The organism is Pseudomonas sp. 3296, assembly GCF_031456615.1.
In the GTDB taxonomy this organism is placed as follows: Bacteria; Pseudomonadota; Gammaproteobacteria; order Pseudomonadales; family Pseudomonadaceae; genus Aquipseudomonas; species Aquipseudomonas mucoides.
Genome location: NZ_JAVDUY010000006.1, coordinates 463,598 through 480,082 on the forward strand (window position 1 = coordinate 463,598; position 16,485 = coordinate 480,082).

Consider the following 16,485-nt stretch of genomic DNA (forward strand, 5'->3'; position numbering starts at 1 on the left):
GCTTTCTCTCCGGGTTCGTTCAGCTTTTTTACGGGTTCGAAATTCAGCTATCAGTGTTTTGACCGCTTTGATGTCGGCCTTTTGAGTGGATTTATCGCCCCCACTAAAAAGGATGATCAAACGTTTGCCCTCTTGAACTAGATAGATTCGGTAGCCGAGACCTTCGAACCATTTGATGTTGGACGTATTGCCTAGCTCCAGTCGGACCAACGCAGTAGATACCCTAAACGCAGCCTGTACATCTAAGGTGGAAAACCAGCGCCCAAAGGGGCTTGTTTCGTTTTCCTGAAAGTATTCTTCGAGTGTGATCCCAGGCGGCCCTGAAGGTAACAAATAGGTTACTTATCATGCAAGCCAGCGATCCTGCCTTATTTGTTAAATACCGCCAATGCATCAAGTGTTTCTCGAAGCGTCAGGAGCTCACGATCAACCTGTGGCAACACAGGCCTGCGCAACACAATCACCGGCACCCCGCGCTCCCGCGCCACTTCCAGCTTCGGCTCGGTCGCAGTGCTGCCGCTGTTCTTGCTGATCAGCACATCAATCTGCCGACGTTCAAACAGCTCGCGTTCTTCCTCGATCACAAACGGGCCGCGTGCGCCGATGACTTCGCAGCGGTCGTTGCCGGGGTAAACGTCCAGCGCACGTAACGTCCAGAATTGCTCCGGCGGGATTTCGTGCAGGTGCTGCAAGGGTTCGCGGCCGAGGGTGAACAAGGGGCGGTGGAAGGGTTGCAGGGCTTCGATCAGTTCGGCCCAGTCGGCGACTTCGCGCCAGTCATCTCCCGCCAGAGGTTGCCAGGCCGGACGGCGCAGCGCCCAGCAGGCTATGCCGGTCAACTGCGCGGCAGTCGCGGCGTTGTGGCTGATTTGTGCGGCATAGGGGTGGGTCGCGTCCAGCAGCAGGTCGATGCCTTCTTCGCGAATGAACTGCGCCAGACCTTCTGCGCCGCCGTAGCCGCCGACGTGTACCTGACAGGTCAGATCCGTTGGCACCCGCCCCACACCGGCGAGGCTGTAAATGTGTTCAGGCCCAAGGGTGCGAGCGATGGCCAGCGCTTCCGTCACGCCGCCGAGCAGCAAAATGCGCTTCATTGAAAAGCCCCCGCATGGCCGACAATCCCGCCCTGACGATCGATGGCAAACACTTCGACCTGAACCTGCGCCGGCACCACGCTGCGGGCAAATTCCAGGGCGTGCTGACACACCGCATCACCGAGGGCGATGCCCGCAGCGGCAGCCATCGCCAGGGCTTGCTGACTGGTATTGGCTTCGCAAATGGCCTGTTGCAACGCTTCATTCGCGCCGACTGCCGCCGCCCATGCCGCCAGTTGCGGCAGGTCAATGCTGGAGTGTCGGCTGTGCAAGTCCATGTGCCCGGCCGCCAGTTTGCTGATCTTGCCGAAGCCGCCGCACAGGCTGAGTTTATCCACAGGCACTTTGCGCAGATGCTTGAGTACGGCGCCGACGAAGTCGCCCATTTCGATCAGGGCGATTTCCGGCAAGTCGTAGACCCGGCGCATGGTGTCTTCGCTGGCGTTGCCGGTACACGCGGCGATGTGCAGGTAACCGTTGGTTTTGGCGACGTCGATGCCTTGGTGGATCGAGGCGATGTACGCCGCGCAGGAGAACGGCCGGACGATGCCGCTGGTGCCGAGGATCGACAAGCCGCCGAGAATCCCCAGGCGCGGGTTCATGGTTTTCAGCGCCAGGGCTTCGCCGTCCTCGACGTTGACGGTGACCTCGAAGCCGCCGCGGTAGCCCAGCTCTTCGGCCAGCAAGGTCAGGTGATCGGTGATCATTTTGCGCGGCACCGGGTTGATCGCCGGTTCGCCGACGGCCAGCACCAATCCGGGGCGCGTCACCGTACCGACACCGCGCCCCGCCTTGAAACGAATGCCCGGCTCAGCGCTCAGGCGCACGTGCGTGTACAGCAGGGCGCCGTGGGTCACGTCAGGGTCGTCGCCCGCATCTTTGATTGTTCCGGCTTCGGCGCCGTCATTGGTCAGGCGACAAAACTCCAGGCGCATCTGCACGTGCTTGCCCTTGGGCAACACAATCTCGACCGCGTCAGCACCCATGCCGCCCAACAACAGCCGCGCTGCCGCAAGACTGGTCGCGGTGGCGCAGCTGCCGGTGGTCAGGCCGCTGCGCAACGGGGCGGGTTGTTCGGCGGTTTCGTCACGCATCGCAGGGCTTCGTCACGTCCAGCAAGGTAATCGGCAGCGCCTGGCGCCAGGTGTCGAACTCGCCCAGCGGCTGCGCCTGGGCAATGTGGATGCGGGTCAGCTCGCCGCCATGCTGCTCGCGCCAGGCCATCAGGGTCATTTCACTTTGCAACGTGACGGCATTGGCAATCAGTCGGCCGCCGGGTTTGAGGTGCGCCCAGCAGGTGTCGAGCACGCCTTCGCGGGTGACGCCGCCCCCGATGAAAATCGCGTCCGGGCGTTCGAGCCCGGCCAGGGCCTGTGGTGCGTTGCCGCGAATCAGTTGCAGGCCGGGCACGCCGAGGGCGTCGCGGTTGTGTTCGATCAGCAGCTGCCGACCTTCATCGGCTTCAATGGCCAGTGCGCGACACGTCGGGTGCGAACGCATCCATTCGATGCCAATCGAGCCGCTGCCAGCGCCGACGTCCCACAGCAGTTCACCCGGCACCGGCGCGAGGCGCGCGAGGGTGATGGCGCGCACGTCGCGCTTGGTCAGTTGGCCGTCATGCTGGAAGGCTGAGTCCGGCAGGCCGGCCAGTCGGGACAGGCGCGGCGTGTTCGGCTCGGCGATGCACTCGATGGCGACCAGGTTCAGGTCGGCGATCAGCGGATCATTCCAGTCATTGGCAACGCCATCGATGCGCCGTTCGGTTGCACCGCCCAGATGTTCCAGCACGGTGAGGCGGCTCGGACCAAAACCGCGCTCGCGCAGCAGAGCGGCAATCGCCGCCGGGCTGTGACCATCGTTGCTCAGCACCAGCAAACGCACACCACTGAACACCTGCGCATTGAGGGCGGCGAGCGGCCGGGCAACCACGGAAAGCGTCACCACCTCCTGCAATGGCCAACCCATTCTTGCCGCCGCGAGGGCGCAGGAGGAAGGCGCCGGAAGAATCTGCATTTCTTCTGCTTGCACCTGCCGCGCAAGGCTGGCACCGACGCCAAAGAACATCGGATCACCACTGGCCAGCACACACACCGGCTCGCCACGCAGCGCCAGTAATGGCTCAAGGGTAAACGGACTGGGCCAGAGCTGGCGTTCGCCGCGAATGCACGCGGGCAACAAATTCAGTTGCCGCTGGCCGCCGATAATCCGCGAAGCGCCCAGCAAGGCACGACGGGCATTTTTGCCCAGGCCCTTGAAGCCGTCTTCACCGATACCTACCACCGTTAGCCAGGGTGTCATGCCGTTCCTTAATCCAGGGTTCATGTTCAAGGGCAGCATGATAACGCGGCTTCTGATATCTGGCGCTGTTCCATTGTCGGAGGAGACGGCACTTTGTGAAAACTTATGTGGTTGAAAACTTGTTTGATTGTTGGAGGGTTTTGTTAATTTTGTCTTTGGAACGAGTTGAAAGTTTGCGGTAAGGCATGCTTGAGCTGTTTTTGAATAACTACTTTTAAACTAAATGGACAATCGCCTTGATGGCGTTAAGGAATATGGATATGGCTGTGAGAGCGGATGATATAAAACATAATGCAACCCTTGTGGGGGATATCTTGCTGACCGGTGTTCAAGGACAGTCGCGCGAGGATTATCGTTTCGCATTGAATTGTATTTATCTGGCGCAGAGGCAAGCGGACATTACTTACAACAGCGCAACCCACCCTGGACGCTGGACCGATTACTACGCCGATGTACTGTGGTCGCATGGCTGGAATCGTGAACATCCGCCGATCGAGCACGTTCAAACGCGGTTTGATGGCAGTGTGCGGCAGGTCTGGTCGACGCTGGCTTCTTCTCTTCTAAGTCGTGACCAGGTTGAAGGGGTTGATCTGGGACTTGCCGCACTGGAAAAAGACATCGAACTGTTAAAGAAGGTCAAGGGGACAAGTGGAAAGGCCTTCGACTTCAAGATAATGCCGATCAGCTACAACGCCAATGGGGATGTGGAGTTGGTGGTCAGTAATATCAGGTTCATCAAGTCGAGTATGAATACCGGATACTTGTTTTGGGATGTATCGCAGGTGATGACTCAGCTGGATGTCCTGGCTCGAAAGGTGGTGATCACACGGCGGGTAATGGACGCTCGTCGAACCAGCGTGGAAAAGGCGCTGGAAGGCATTCAATTCAATTTCGAAGACTATGTTCTGTAATCCGTCCCGGGGGCGGGGAGTTCGTTACGCTTTCGGATGACCAGAAACTCGGATTCCGACCGGCAGGCATTTTCATGCGCTCGGGCAAAGCAGGCATAATGGCGACCTTTCGCCCACCATAACGCTGCCAGCCAGTCGGTCACCCCTTGAACGAACGCCCGATGTCCACCGCCTTACGCCCCTCGGCCTGCCCGGGGTTGCTGCGTATCGTCCAGGCGCTGGATGGCGGTATCTGTCGGATCAAGTTGAATGGCGGTTCGATCAATGCTGATCAGGCCGACGCGGTGGCGGATGCTGCCGAACGCTATGCCGGGGGCGTGATCGAGGCGACCAACCGCGCCAACCTGCAAATTCGCGGGATCGGCAGTGAACACACTGCATTGATCGACAACCTGATGGCGGCCGGGCTGGGCCCGAGCAGCGCCGCTGGCGATGATGTGCGCAATCTGATGCTCAGCCCGAGCGCCGGGATCGATCAGCACCGGTTGATCGACACGCGCCCGTTGGCCGGGCAGGTTCTCGCCACGCTGCAAAGCGATGCACGCTTGCATGACCTCAGCGCCAAATTTGCCGTGCAACTGGATGGCGGCGAAGCCTTGGCGATGCTCGAACATCCCCATGACCTGTGGCTGGCAGCGGTTGAGCTCGGCGGCGAACAACGCTGGGCCTTCGGCCTGGCCGGGTGCCCGACGGACGTGCCTGCCGGTTCGGTGGCGCTGGATCAGGGCCATGCGCTGGTCGTTGCGGTGCTGGAGTTGTTTCTTGAAGGGGCTCGTCCCGAGCAGACACGCATGCGCCATTTGCTCGCTGAATGTTCACTCGACGCGTTTCTTGCTCGACTGGCCGAGCGCGTGCCGCTGAAAGCCATCGAGGATTGGCAGCGCATCGCAGGTCCGAATGCCTTGCACATCGGTGCACATTCACAGCGTGACGCCGAGCGCGTTTACATCGGCGCAGTGCCGCCACTGGGGCGGCTTGATCCCGCGATGCTGCGCGGTGTCGCACAACTGGCACGGTCACACGGTGACACCAGCTTGCGATTCACGCCGTGGCAAAGCCTGTTGCTGCCCGGCGTGCCTCTGGACAAGGCCGCGCAAGTTATCCACAGCCTCGAACAACTTGGCCTGCGCTGCTCGGCCGATGACGCCTTGGCCCGCCTGGTCGCCTGCACCGGCTCGACCGGTTGCGGCAAAGGCCTGGCCGACACCAAGGGCGATGCCCGGCAACTGGCCGCGCTGCTGCAACGCCAAGGGCTGGCGCTGAACGTCCACCTGTCGGGTTGCTCGCGTTCCTGCGCGGCGGCGCACATCGCGCCGATTACCTTGCTGGCGGTTTCCGCCGGTCATTACGACCTCTATTTTCGCGAAGCAGCACAGCCCGGTTTCGGCGCGCTGCACGCACGCAATCTTACTATTGAAGCGGTCGCAGCCTTACTCGACGACCGCTCACGGAGCCCCCTAGATGCTTGATTACATCCGCGACGGTCAGGAGATCTATCGCAACTCCTTCGCGATCATTCGCGCCGAGGCCAACCTCGCACGCATCCCCGCCGATCTGGAGAAACTCGCGGTACGCGTGATCCACGCCTGCGGCATGGTCGATGCCATCGACGGCCTGCAGTTTTCCGAAGGCGCGGGCAAGGCCGGGCGTGAGGCGCTGGCGGCCGGTGCGCCGATTCTGTGCGATGCGCGGATGGTCAGCGAAGGCGTAACGCGCACGCGGTTGCCCGCGAATAACCAGGTCATCTGCACCCTGCGCGATAACAGTGTTCCGGAGCTGGCCCGTGAGTTGGGCAACACCCGCTCCGCTGCTGCGCTGGAGCTGTGGCGTCCGCACCTGGAAGGCAGCGTGGTGGTAATTGGCAATGCGCCGACCGCGCTGTTTTACCTGCTGGAAATGCTCGACGCCGGTGCGCCGAAACCGGCCCTGATCCTCGGCTTCCCGGTGGGCTTCGTCGGTGCCGCTGAATCCAAGGCCGCGCTCGCCGCCGACAGTCGCGGCGTACCGTTTGTGATCATGCAAGGCCGGCTGGGCGGTAGCGCCATGGCCGCCGCCGCCGTCAACGCCCTCGCCACGGAGATCGAATGATGCAGCAACCTGGACGTTTGATCGGCCTGGGCGTTGGCCCCGGTGATCCGGAACTGATTACCGTCAAAGCCCTGCGCCTGCTGCGCGAATCGCCGGTGGTGGCGTACTTCGTCGCCAAGGGCAAAAAGGGCAACGCCTTCGGCATCATCGAAGCGCATTTGCAGGATGCGCAGACGCTGCTGCCGCTGGTGTATCCGGTGACCACCGAAGCCCTGCCGGCACCGCTGTCTTATGAGCAAGTGATCAGCGATTTCTACGATGCGGCGGGCGAAGAACTCGCCGCGCATCTGGACGCGGGCCGTGACGTGGCGGTGATCTGCGAGGGTGATCCGTTCTTCTACGGCTCCTACATGTACCTGCACGATCGGCTGGCCGAACGCTATGAAGCCGAAGTGGTGCCGGGCGTGTGCTCGATGCTGGGCGGTGCTTCGGTGCTGGGCGCGCCGCTGGTGTATCGCAATCAGAGCCTGTCGGTGCTCTCTGGCGTATTGCCGCACGAGGACCTCAAGCGTCGTCTGGCCGATGCCGATGCGGCGGTGATCATGAAGTTGGGGCGTAACTTTCCCAAAGTCCGTCAGGTGCTCGAAGAACTCGGCTTGGCGGAGCGTGCGCTGTACGTTGAACGCGCGACCATGGCCAATCAGAAAATCGTCCCGCTGGATCAGGTCGAGCCGATGTCTTCGCCGTACTTCTCGCTGATCATCGTTCCCGGCGAAAGGTGGCAAGGCTGATGGCCCGTCCAGTTCCGGCGATTGTCATTCTGGGCAACGGCAGCGTCGCGACCGCACGCAAGATCCAGCAGGTCTACCCTGGCGCCCTGATTCATGGACTGGCCGGACGGGTTGAAGGCGCGGACCGTGTTTATCACGAGTTCGGCGCCACCGTGCGCGAGTTCTATCAGCAGGACACGCCGATCATTGCCTTGTGCGCGGCCGGGATCGTGATCCGCACCTTGGCACCGTTGCTGCTTGAGAAGGGCGCCGAACCGCCAGTGCTGGCGGTGGCCGAAGACGGCAGCGCCGTGGTGCCGCTGCTGGGCGGCCTCGGTGGCGTGAACGTCATGGCGCGGGAGATTGCTGCCGGTCTCGACGTGTCGGCGGCGATCACCACCAGCGGTGAATTGCGCTTCGGCACCTGCCTGCTCAATCCACCCAACGGCTACGCCCTCGGCGATCTGGAACTGGGCAAACGTTTTGTTTCGGATCTGCTCGCGGGCCACAGCGTGCGCATCGAAGGGGCGGCCCCTTGGTTGGCACAAGCGCAGTTGCCGGAAGACCCGCAGGCGCGGTTGTCGATTCATGTTGGCAGTGCCGAGCGCACGCCGGTGGCCAATGAATTGCTGATCTACCCGCGTAGCGTGCTGGTGGCTGTGAGCGCCGGGGTGGCGGATCTGCCGAACGCGATTCGCGGGGTGTTGCATCAGGCAAACATTGCCGTGCAATCGCTGGCGTGTCTGTTGGCCAGCGATCTGCACATGGCCAATCCTGCGTTGCGCGAAGCGGCGCTTGAACTGGGCGTGCCGCTGCGGTTTGCGTCGGTCAACGGCGGCGTCAGCGAGCTGGCCCGCCACACCGTGCCGAACGCTACCATTGTGTCGGCGGATACCGGCATCGCCATCGCGGTGGCCAACGAGCCACTGGAGCTTGCACAGGTTGGGCGTGCACGCGGTCGTCTGGCCGTGATCGGCCTGGGCCCAGGCGCTGCCGAACTGATGGTGCCGGCGGTCAAGGCCGAACTGGCGCGCGCCAATGACGTGCTGGGTTATGAAACCTACGTGCGCATGGCCGGGCCATTTCGCGAGGATCAAGTGCTGCATTGCACCGACAATCGCGAAGAAATGCAGCGCGCTCGCCACGCCTTTGAACTGGCGGCCCAAGGGCGGTCGGTGGTGGTGGTTTCGTCGGGAGATCCGGGCGTATTCGCCATGGCGGCCGCGGTGCTCGAAGCGCTGCACGAGTCGAGTGAGCCGGGTTGGCACAACGTCGATCTGGAGATTCTTCCAGGCGTCTCCGCGTCCCTGGCAACGGCCGCCCAGGCCGGCGCGCCATTGGGGCACGACTTCTGCGTGATGTCCCTGTCGGACAACCTCAAGCCTTGGGCAATCATCGAGAAGCGGCTGGACCTGGCGTCTCAGGCCGACCTGGCGCTGGCGTTCTACAACCCGATTTCGCGGTCGCGCCCGTGGCAACTGGGGCGGGCACTGGAGATTGTCGCGCAGCACCGCTCCGCTCAAACGCCGGTGGTGTTGGGGCGGGACATTGGTCGTCCGGGCCAGACGTTGCGTGTCACCACGCTGGGTGATCTGACCCCCGATCAGGTCGACATGCGCACCATGGTGCTGGTCGGTTCTTCCACCACCTGCGTGTTCCCGCGTGCCGAGGGTGGCCAGTGGGTGTATACGCCTCGTTGGTATGGCGACAAGCCAGCCGGGTAAGTCATGGCGGCCAGATAGGCTGGCCGCAGCCCCGCCTTACGGTGCGTAAGATTTTTCACCGCGCATCGACCGAAAGATTCTTGGATGCCCGCCGTACATTAACTGAACACACTCGGAAAGTGCTTGAGAGTGCTTCAGATAATTCAATATCCGGTGCTTAATGTTCTGAAACAACCGACGAAAGCCGTTTGGTTCATGGCTGTGCGCAGTTCGTTAATAAACATGTACGCTAAAGATAAAAGTAACACTTGTCTGTCGAGTTAAATGTAATTAATTAATTGCCTGGCGGTTTGGTTGAGGTTGTTATTTATATCGCTTAGTATTTTTGGTGTTCCGGCTTAAATGTTGTTTTCTGCGAAATATTTCGGTTTGAGTTTCGCTTGAATAACGCGGTCGGTTACTAAAGTGTCAGTAATGCCAGAGCCTTCTGGTACGGGTTATAAATCTTAGTTCAGGTTCGCGCGCATCGACGGATGGACCGTGCTCGATGCGGCGGATACGTGAATTTAAAATATGTTTTTAATGGCATGGATGTTATGAATCAATATCAGGTAACAGGTACTGCGGATAAGTCGTTTCTTCAACATTTCAGCTCGGATGATATTCAAACACTCGCGAACGAGTTTCGCACCACGCCAGAATATGAAGCGCTCGCTGGCTATTACTCAGCGTGCGCAAAGAATCAGCAATGGGCTGAGCAGATGGCGCCATTGCTGTTGTTTAAAGACACGCTGGACTCACTGATCGGCCAGCGCGCCGGCCGGATTTCGCCAGCGTTGGCCGACCTTTCTGCGCGGCTGGAAAACTATACGAACCGACTGGTTCAGACGGTTCGAATGTTGAATCCGGTTGCACCCGAAGTGCCGAAAAAAATGCACTTTGTTTGGGTCGGCGGGAGTGCGGTAGGCGCCATTCAGCGCGATTACATCAATCTATGGAAGGCGGTCCTGGTTCAGGAAGGCCATACGTTCAACCTCTGGTACGACAGTGATGCATTACTGGCGTTCGAGATGAATCGGGTGATCCTGGAAAGTGCCAGGACGCATGCCATGGAGTCAGGGGGAGCAACGCTTGACACACCTGTGGTACTGGCCCGGATGATCGAGCATCGGGCCCGGGTACTGAAAAAGCAGATGTCGGCTCATCTCCGCCAGGAGCGCTGGGCTGGCAAGGCGGATGAGGCGCGTATCGATCTGATGGTTCGCGCCTATGGCAAGGATGAGGCCACCCTTGTTGCGTTCAGGCAAAAATGCCTGGACAGCCACTTGGCCATGGTTGATGAGCATCTGCGATTACGCGACGTGCGTGAGGTCTTCAAAGAACACCTTTTATGGGACGTCTATGAACGCGAAGTGGCAGGGCGAGGCAACTTTGCTGCGGCCAGCGATGTGGTTCGTCTGCAGGTCGAAGCACTGGAGGGCGGTCGCTACAGTGATGTGGATTATTTGCCGCAACTGAAAAACGTATTGGGCGGAGTTGATATCACGGGGTTCGATGAAAGTGCGCGAATTGGCGTATTGCAACTCCTGCTCAATAACAACGAATCGCTGATGCCTGGGCGCGACCCCAGTCGATACCCTGACCGCACAATAAGTATTCCTGAACAGCACAGGACAGCATTAAACGAGTTTGCACTGCAGCGTCCGGGGCCCTCCGACATATTTTCTGTGCCGCAGAATAGTCAAACGCCAGTGGACGGGATTCGCATGGCAATCCAGATCAACAGTGAAATGAATTCCCATATTGTCGCGCATGCCGGCGCTGGCTCGACCCAGGCGATTATCGAGTTGATCAGGTTCAACTACGACTTCCTGTCAGCGTTTGAGTCTCGATTGAACGCGACCGGCGTGGACTGGAGCGACAACGCAGCCGTACAAGATATTCTCTTGACGATGGTGAATGAAAAGATTGCCGAGGTACCTGGACTGTCGAAAACGCGCCGAGGGTATTTAGGCAAACTGGTGAGCGCCATCGGCGCTTACTACAGTGACGGTATTCGCTATGATTCCCGAGGGACCATAGATTTGACCGGACCTGGGGCCGCTATTACAGGGCTTGAGGAGTATGTGGAGACGCATCTCCTGTTTGATGGAAAAAACGAAATTAGAGATCGGCTGAAATTGTCGGATGGCTACAACGTGGCCACCGAAGAAGAGAAGGTTTCTGGCTGGACGATCAACGCTACGCCGCAAGAGTGGCTGCAAAAGGAGCAAGCAAACTGGGGCGGCGGTAAAGTGAAAACCCGCTATCAGGGGAATTTATCCGAGCTGTTGAAAGGGCAGACCCTACACTTCGAAAAAGGCTGGCCAATCATTGAGGGGAGACCGGTTTTGCTGACCGCCATCCTGCAGCGTTGGATGGATCAGTTGGGGGAACCCTTCATCCGTGCGATGAATGAAAAGCTCAGCGGTGACCTGAACTTCAATAAACCTTTTTCCCTGGACTTCGATGAACGCCAAAGGATTCTGACCCAACCCACAGCTGAGCTTCCGGTTTCCCTTGGTTTCAATCCGGTTGGCAATCTCAATGAAATGATCGTTCGCATCGGCCATGGGGGACTGCCGCTCGATCAGTTGAGTCCGGTGCATCGGGTGGTGCTCGGTGGCCTGTTCGGCGCAGCAACGTTGGACGAAGCCGGTTTCGCCGCCGCCTGGCAGCGACTCGTAGCACTTGCGAAAAGTACGGCTGACCGGGGTATATCGGAGCGTTACTTGGCCATCGAGCAGGCGTTGCTCACGCACAAAAGCCCCGAGTTCGAAACGGCATTTGCCGCTGTCAAAACACCGATTGAACCCGCCGGGGACAGCGCTCAGGTACTCAAGGTTCTCTCATTCGAGAAGCCGTTGACGCTTCGTCAATGGGGCGAGAGCGTGGCTCGCATCAGGCACCAGACGGAGTACGAACTGCGCCAATACATTCTCCAACGCAGTGCCTCGGTGCGTAAAACGCTCCTGGAGGCGGGCGCATCCATGAGCAGGTTAATGCCTCAGGGATTGCTGGTCAGGGGGGATGGCGACCCCGGCAGGCGCTGTTATCCACTGGCGCTGCTGATGGCGGCAGCGACTTATCAGGGCCGCGATGCGGTACAGGCACTGAGCGGCAGACTGGCCAATGCGCATTTCTCGTCCGGTGAAAGTGACACCCATGCATTTCTTCAGGCGCTCGACGAATTGCGCGCCATACCCCAGGCTGATTTTGGCGACAAGCTCGGCGCGTTGAGTTTCGATGGCGTCTTTGAGGCGTTGGCGGCTAAACCTGCACCTTGCACGTTGATGCTCAATACCGAAAACCATTCAATGATGGTGGCCAGGACCGGGACGGCCGAACACAGTAGCTGGTCTTTCTACGATCCCAATTTCGGTGTCTTTGGTTTCGACCGGATAGACCAGCTCAAGCTTGGGATGAAAGCCCTGTTCAGCACGTCCGACCTGGCCAGGCAGTATGCGATCGAGTCGACGGATCACTCATCCTTCAATGTCATCGAGCTTGATGGAAATCGCCTCGCGAGCAAGCACCTGGCATCGGAACTGCAGGTGTCGAAGCTGTTGGGCAATGAGTCCCTGAGCTCAGGAAAAAACATCGCACCCTGGGCCCATCACGCCCGGTTGCGCTCACGCGCGCTGTCTGAAAATGCCCGATTGGGACGTGGCCTTTCCGAACGGGATGCCAGCGTCTGGGCGACCAAATTGGATCAGGTCACAAACCGCGTGAGATCGGCGAACGGGCTGGGGGGAGAGTACATTCCTGTTTTCGCAACCCTGCAGGCTCAGCCGGATGACGGTTACGCACTGTCGTTCATGGACGTCAAAACGCAACAGATCCGCGTGGTGACCACCAAAGAACCGTTTCTCAGGCAAATCAAGACGTTCCTGGACAAGAGTATCGAGTACCTGGCCGGCAGCAACGATGGACATAAGCCTGTTGATCCAACGGATGTTTCCGAGGGGAGCAGGCTGAGTTTTGCGTTTGGTTTCCAGGCGTTGATCACCGAACTTCGCAACCGCGATCAAAGGGCGCAGCCTGAAACAGAGTCGAACCTGGCCGTCGCCGTTCGTCTTCATGGCTACCTGGGCCATGCACAATTAGTCCACGGTATCGGCCTCGACACGCTGCAAATGGTGAACCTGGTTCGACAGCTGGTGAACGCCGAGCGAGCTATAGCGGCCAGGACCGCTTCGGCGGGCGGGCGACTGCTGGCGCGTATCGCTGGCCCGGGGTTGGGGCAGGTGTTGGGCGTGGTCAATATCGGTTTTGACCTTTACGAGTTCTACAACGCGCAAAACCATGAGCAACAAGCGCGTTTTGGCACACAGTTGCTGTTCGACGTCAGTGCGCTTGCGCTCGACGGCGTTGCGCTGGTGGTCGGCGGGACGGCGGGGGCGGTCGCAGGTTTTTTGTCGGTGCCACTGCTTGGCATCGGAATCGGCGTCACGGCGATTGCCGGCAATCTCGGGCAAATCATGGACAAGGCAGAGAAAGTTGCCGAATTGTTTACCCGGTTCAAAACGGCATACAGCCCGCAGGCTTTCTCGGTCAAGCAAGGGGTCGTATCGATCATGCCCGAGTCGGTGGTGGACACGCTCGATCTGCGCGAAGGGGTCATGGTGTTCGGCAGCCAGGGGCTCTTTCGCTCTTTGGGCGGCTCAGGCCTCCCGCAGCCCGATGGAAACAAACAGAATGCCATTGTTATTCGCGAAAGCATGGGGCTGCCAAAACAGGTCGCGATCCCCGGCCCGCGTGTTCATGGTCGGTTTAACGCTGTTCCGGCAGAATCGGCCTTGCTGCTTCCGGGTACTCCAAAATGTTATTACGGCTACGAATATCAACTGGGCTCCGATCCGCAGGTCTTTGAATGGAGCGCCCTGCTCCTGAACGTTGTCGGCGCCTCGAGCGTCCTGCCTCGCAAGGTGTATCCGCAATATGACGTGTTGCGTGAACTTGAAGCCAGGGAGGAAGGTTTTTTCTTCACCCACGCCAGACCTTTCCCGCACATCCTGTACAAACTCAATCCTGTCTATGAGCCCACGACCATTAACGTGCGCATCGGAAACGAAACGCGGGCGCTGTACGTTCCTGAGTTACCGCGAGAGATGCGAGGCAAGATTTCTTACCGCATCGACACGATGAGGGGGGCTTACGCTCTCGCACTTAAACCAGGACTCGTGGCGGTCCACCTCAGTGCGCTTCCCGGTGACGAGCACGTGAGCTGGGTGTTGAGCGCCGACTGGATCACGCCACAACACATCAGTGTCGGCGATGCGGGATTGAACATCGACGGTATCGAGCTGAGCATCGAGGCCGACATCGACGTCTATGTTCGAACAAAAAACCTCGAAACCTACCGTGTTGACCGCGAACATCGGCAACTGTACCTGGCGTCACTTCAAGCGGCCGACGGACAATATTCGCGGGCGGAGCTTGACCGTTTGAAGGTGCTTCACCGGCAACAGCGCATGGGCAGTGCCTTAATTCCTGCGGGCAAGTTTTTGCTGCCTTTTGGCAATCCAGAAAAGCAGCAATACACCGCAGGTTGGTACGAAGTGGCCAAGGAGCGGTTTGTGTATGGCCGTCAATTTCTGGGCTCGCTCAGCGATAAACTTCAACTGGCAGCGGTGCAAGAAGATCACGCTTACTTCTATCACCCGGATCAACCCCTGATATGGCGCGTCAATGCCGTCACAGGTTTGACCTCTTGGCGCTACAGCGTTTTCAATCGTGGAAATGAAGAGGCGCAGATCATTGGCTGCCTTGATCGGGGCGCTGGCGTTGTTCAAGTCACTCAGCGGGTACGCCTGAGCAAGACCCAGCGTTACCTGCTGATTTATCTGATTCACGGCGAGGAAATCTCGTTGGTCTCGGTATCGAGCGAACCACCTGACTATTTCGATACCTTGAAGGACGTCATTACCCTGTTACAGCAGGTTGATATTGCGGTTGTTGCTGAAGGCGACGACGCCGAACGGCAAACGTCCTGGAGACCTGCGTCCTTTGTGACGGTGACGTCCGGCGACCTCGACAAGCCGTCGCTGCCGAGATGGATCAACGGGCAGAACCACCAGCTCCTGACTCCGCACTTGCCCGTCAGCGAAACCGCCTCGGCGCTGCCCCAGATCAGCCTGCTGCCACCGGATGATCCTGATGCTGCAGCGTTCCTGTTTCACGACGCACACAGTCAAAACCTCTATCACCAACCCTTTACCGGCGATGTGGCACAACGGGTGCCATTGCCAGGCAGCGTCAAGCTCAGGATCAGTGACGGCGGGTACCTGGTCGTCAATGAGTCCGGGCTGATGTTTGACGTTCGTCAGGACGCGAGCTTTTTCCTTAGCGGCGTGACGGGGGATTGGCTGGATGCCCATCCACTGTGGATGAGCGATCTGGAGGCTCTTGGCAAAGAGCATGCGGTTTCGCTGATTTCGCTTTCCGGATTATCGGACGTCACCGGCCAGGTGCCTGTCTACGCGCGCCACCTGAACAATAAGCTGTTGGTAACCGACCTGATGGCTGAAAAAGGTTGCCGTCTGTTGTCCGTCACTCGTGATGGCAAGCACGCCTGGTTACTTGGCCTGAGCAGCGGCCACCTTTATCGTCAGGCGTTTATCGAGCCTGAGCAACTGAGCCGCGCGTTCGGCAGCGGCAGGCGGTTGATCAATGCCGACGCGCTGCCACGACCAGAAAAGGTCTGGGGACCCTGGACATTTTCTGAAGTGCTGCCTTACGGCACCGGTTTGCGGGGCCGTACCCGGGACGGGGTCAATCTCGAACTGATTGAAGGTGAGCCGGCCCGAATCATCAGTGTCGAGAACGCCTGGTCTCATCCTTACAGGGCGTCGCCTGAAGCGCTGACAAAACGCCTGAACGATTTGGTGTCCGGTCAGGCTCATGCGCCTTTTATGCCGGTTGGCCAGTTGAGCAACCGTTACGCTTATTACGTACCCGAACTCAATCGTGTCTTTGAGGTTAACGGCAGAGCGGATGGGCAGTGGGCAAACTTCCTCGGGACGAAACAAGGGAGTGTTCCGCTGTTGTTTGATCCGGTGGACGGCTTGATCTTCAACCGCAATACCAAAGAGGTTGTGTGGATGGCGGCGAACAAGGCCAGTCGAGAGGGCGATGTCATGACGCTGGAGGTCGCCGGAGAGGTAAAAGACCTGCTGGCTCTGGTGCCCGACGGTGTCAGTTCATTGATTCTGGGAGGCGCTGAAACGGGGTCGATTTACCACGTGTCGGAGACCGCCTGGCAGCACCTCGATTGCATCGTGGTCGATTGCACTGACTGGCCGGACATTGACGCAATACCCTCGCGGCTGATTCTGGCGACCGGAGCGCAGGATAACTGGCGTGTCGATCGGGCAGACAACCATCTGCTGCTCACCGACCCCGACAACGGCAGCAGCCTGGTTTTTCGTTCGGCTCAATCTGAGGAGTGGGCATTGGCCCAGTCGCTGAACCTGAGTGTGCAAGTGCTTGGCGATACGCTTGAGGTCAGCGTCCATGAACTGTGGCAAACCTTGCTCGATCAGGAACAAAGCAGCCTTGAATTCAAAGTCCTCATCGAGAGATTGAACTCGGTCTAAGAAGCCGGGGATGACAAGTGGAAATATGAATCTAATTCAGTACGGCGACACTCTATCTTCATGAGCGTCGGCGGCCTCTTTCT

General features: G+C 59.2%; 9 protein-coding genes and 1 pseudogene. 6 read left to right on the top strand and 4 right to left on the bottom strand.

Translation table 11 applies throughout. The features are described 5' to 3' along the window. Positions 1-6: 6 nt before the first annotated feature. The 4 genes and pseudogenes from J2X66_RS18810 to cbiE all read right to left on the bottom strand — a co-directional run. Positions 7-309, bottom strand: a pseudogene (locus J2X66_RS18810) (type II toxin-antitoxin system RelE/ParE family toxin); the annotation flags it as partial. Between the two features lie 59 nt (positions 310-368). Then, positions 369-1,094 carry a cobalt-precorrin-6A reductase gene (locus tag J2X66_RS18815; protein ID WP_310266998.1) on the bottom strand — a complete coding sequence of 242 codons (726 nt, stop codon included), beginning with the start codon at positions 1,092-1,094 and terminating at the stop codon, positions 369-371. Then, positions 1,091-2,188 carry a cobalt-precorrin-5B (C(1))-methyltransferase gene (locus J2X66_RS18820; protein WP_310267000.1) on the bottom strand — a complete coding sequence of 366 codons (1,098 nt, stop codon included), beginning with the start codon at positions 2,186-2,188 and terminating at the stop codon, positions 1,091-1,093. The genes J2X66_RS18815 and J2X66_RS18820 overlap by 4 nt, the downstream gene beginning before the upstream one ends. Beyond that, a complete protein-coding gene (cbiE, locus tag J2X66_RS18825; RefSeq protein ID WP_310267002.1) occupies positions 2,181-3,392 on the bottom strand; it encodes a precorrin-6y C5,15-methyltransferase (decarboxylating) subunit CbiE in 1,212 nt (403 codons plus the stop codon). Before cbiE ends, J2X66_RS18820 begins: the two co-directional genes overlap by 8 nt. Positions 3,393-3,646: 254 nt before the next feature. On the opposite strand from cbiE, the gene J2X66_RS18830 reads away from it, so the two are divergent. The 6 genes from J2X66_RS18830 to J2X66_RS18855 all read left to right on the top strand — a co-directional run bounded on the left by J2X66_RS18830 (position 3,647) and on the right by J2X66_RS18855 (position 16,402). Further along, entirely contained in the window at positions 3,647-4,303 is a 657-nt protein-coding gene (locus tag J2X66_RS18830; protein ID WP_310267004.1) for a hypothetical protein, read from the top strand. Positions 4,304-4,464: 161 nt separating this feature from the next. Next, complete coding sequence (cobG, locus tag J2X66_RS18835; RefSeq protein WP_310267006.1) at positions 4,465-5,772, top strand: precorrin-3B synthase; 1,308 nt, start codon at positions 4,465-4,467, stop codon at positions 5,770-5,772. Further along, on the top strand, positions 5,765-6,391 hold the full coding sequence (locus J2X66_RS18840; protein ID WP_310267008.1) for a precorrin-8X methylmutase: 627 nt from the start codon (positions 5,765-5,767) through the stop codon (positions 6,389-6,391). The genes cobG and J2X66_RS18840 overlap by 8 nt, the downstream gene beginning before the upstream one ends. Further along, a complete protein-coding gene (locus tag J2X66_RS18845; RefSeq protein WP_010463910.1) occupies positions 6,391-7,122 on the top strand; it encodes a precorrin-2 C(20)-methyltransferase in 732 nt (243 codons plus the stop codon). Before J2X66_RS18840 ends, J2X66_RS18845 begins: the two co-directional genes overlap by 1 nt. Continuing rightward, positions 7,122-8,825, top strand: coding sequence for a precorrin-3B C(17)-methyltransferase (gene cobJ / locus J2X66_RS18850; RefSeq protein WP_310267010.1), 1,704 nt, complete (start codon positions 7,122-7,124; stop codon positions 8,823-8,825). Before J2X66_RS18845 ends, cobJ begins: the two co-directional genes overlap by 1 nt. Positions 8,826-9,361: 536 nt before the next feature. Next, the gene (locus J2X66_RS18855) at positions 9,362-16,402 is read left to right on the top strand and encodes a TcdA/TcdB pore-forming domain-containing protein (protein WP_310267012.1); all 7,041 of its coding nucleotides are present in this window, start codon (positions 9,362-9,364) and stop codon (positions 16,400-16,402) included. Positions 16,403-16,485: the final 83 nt, after the last annotated feature.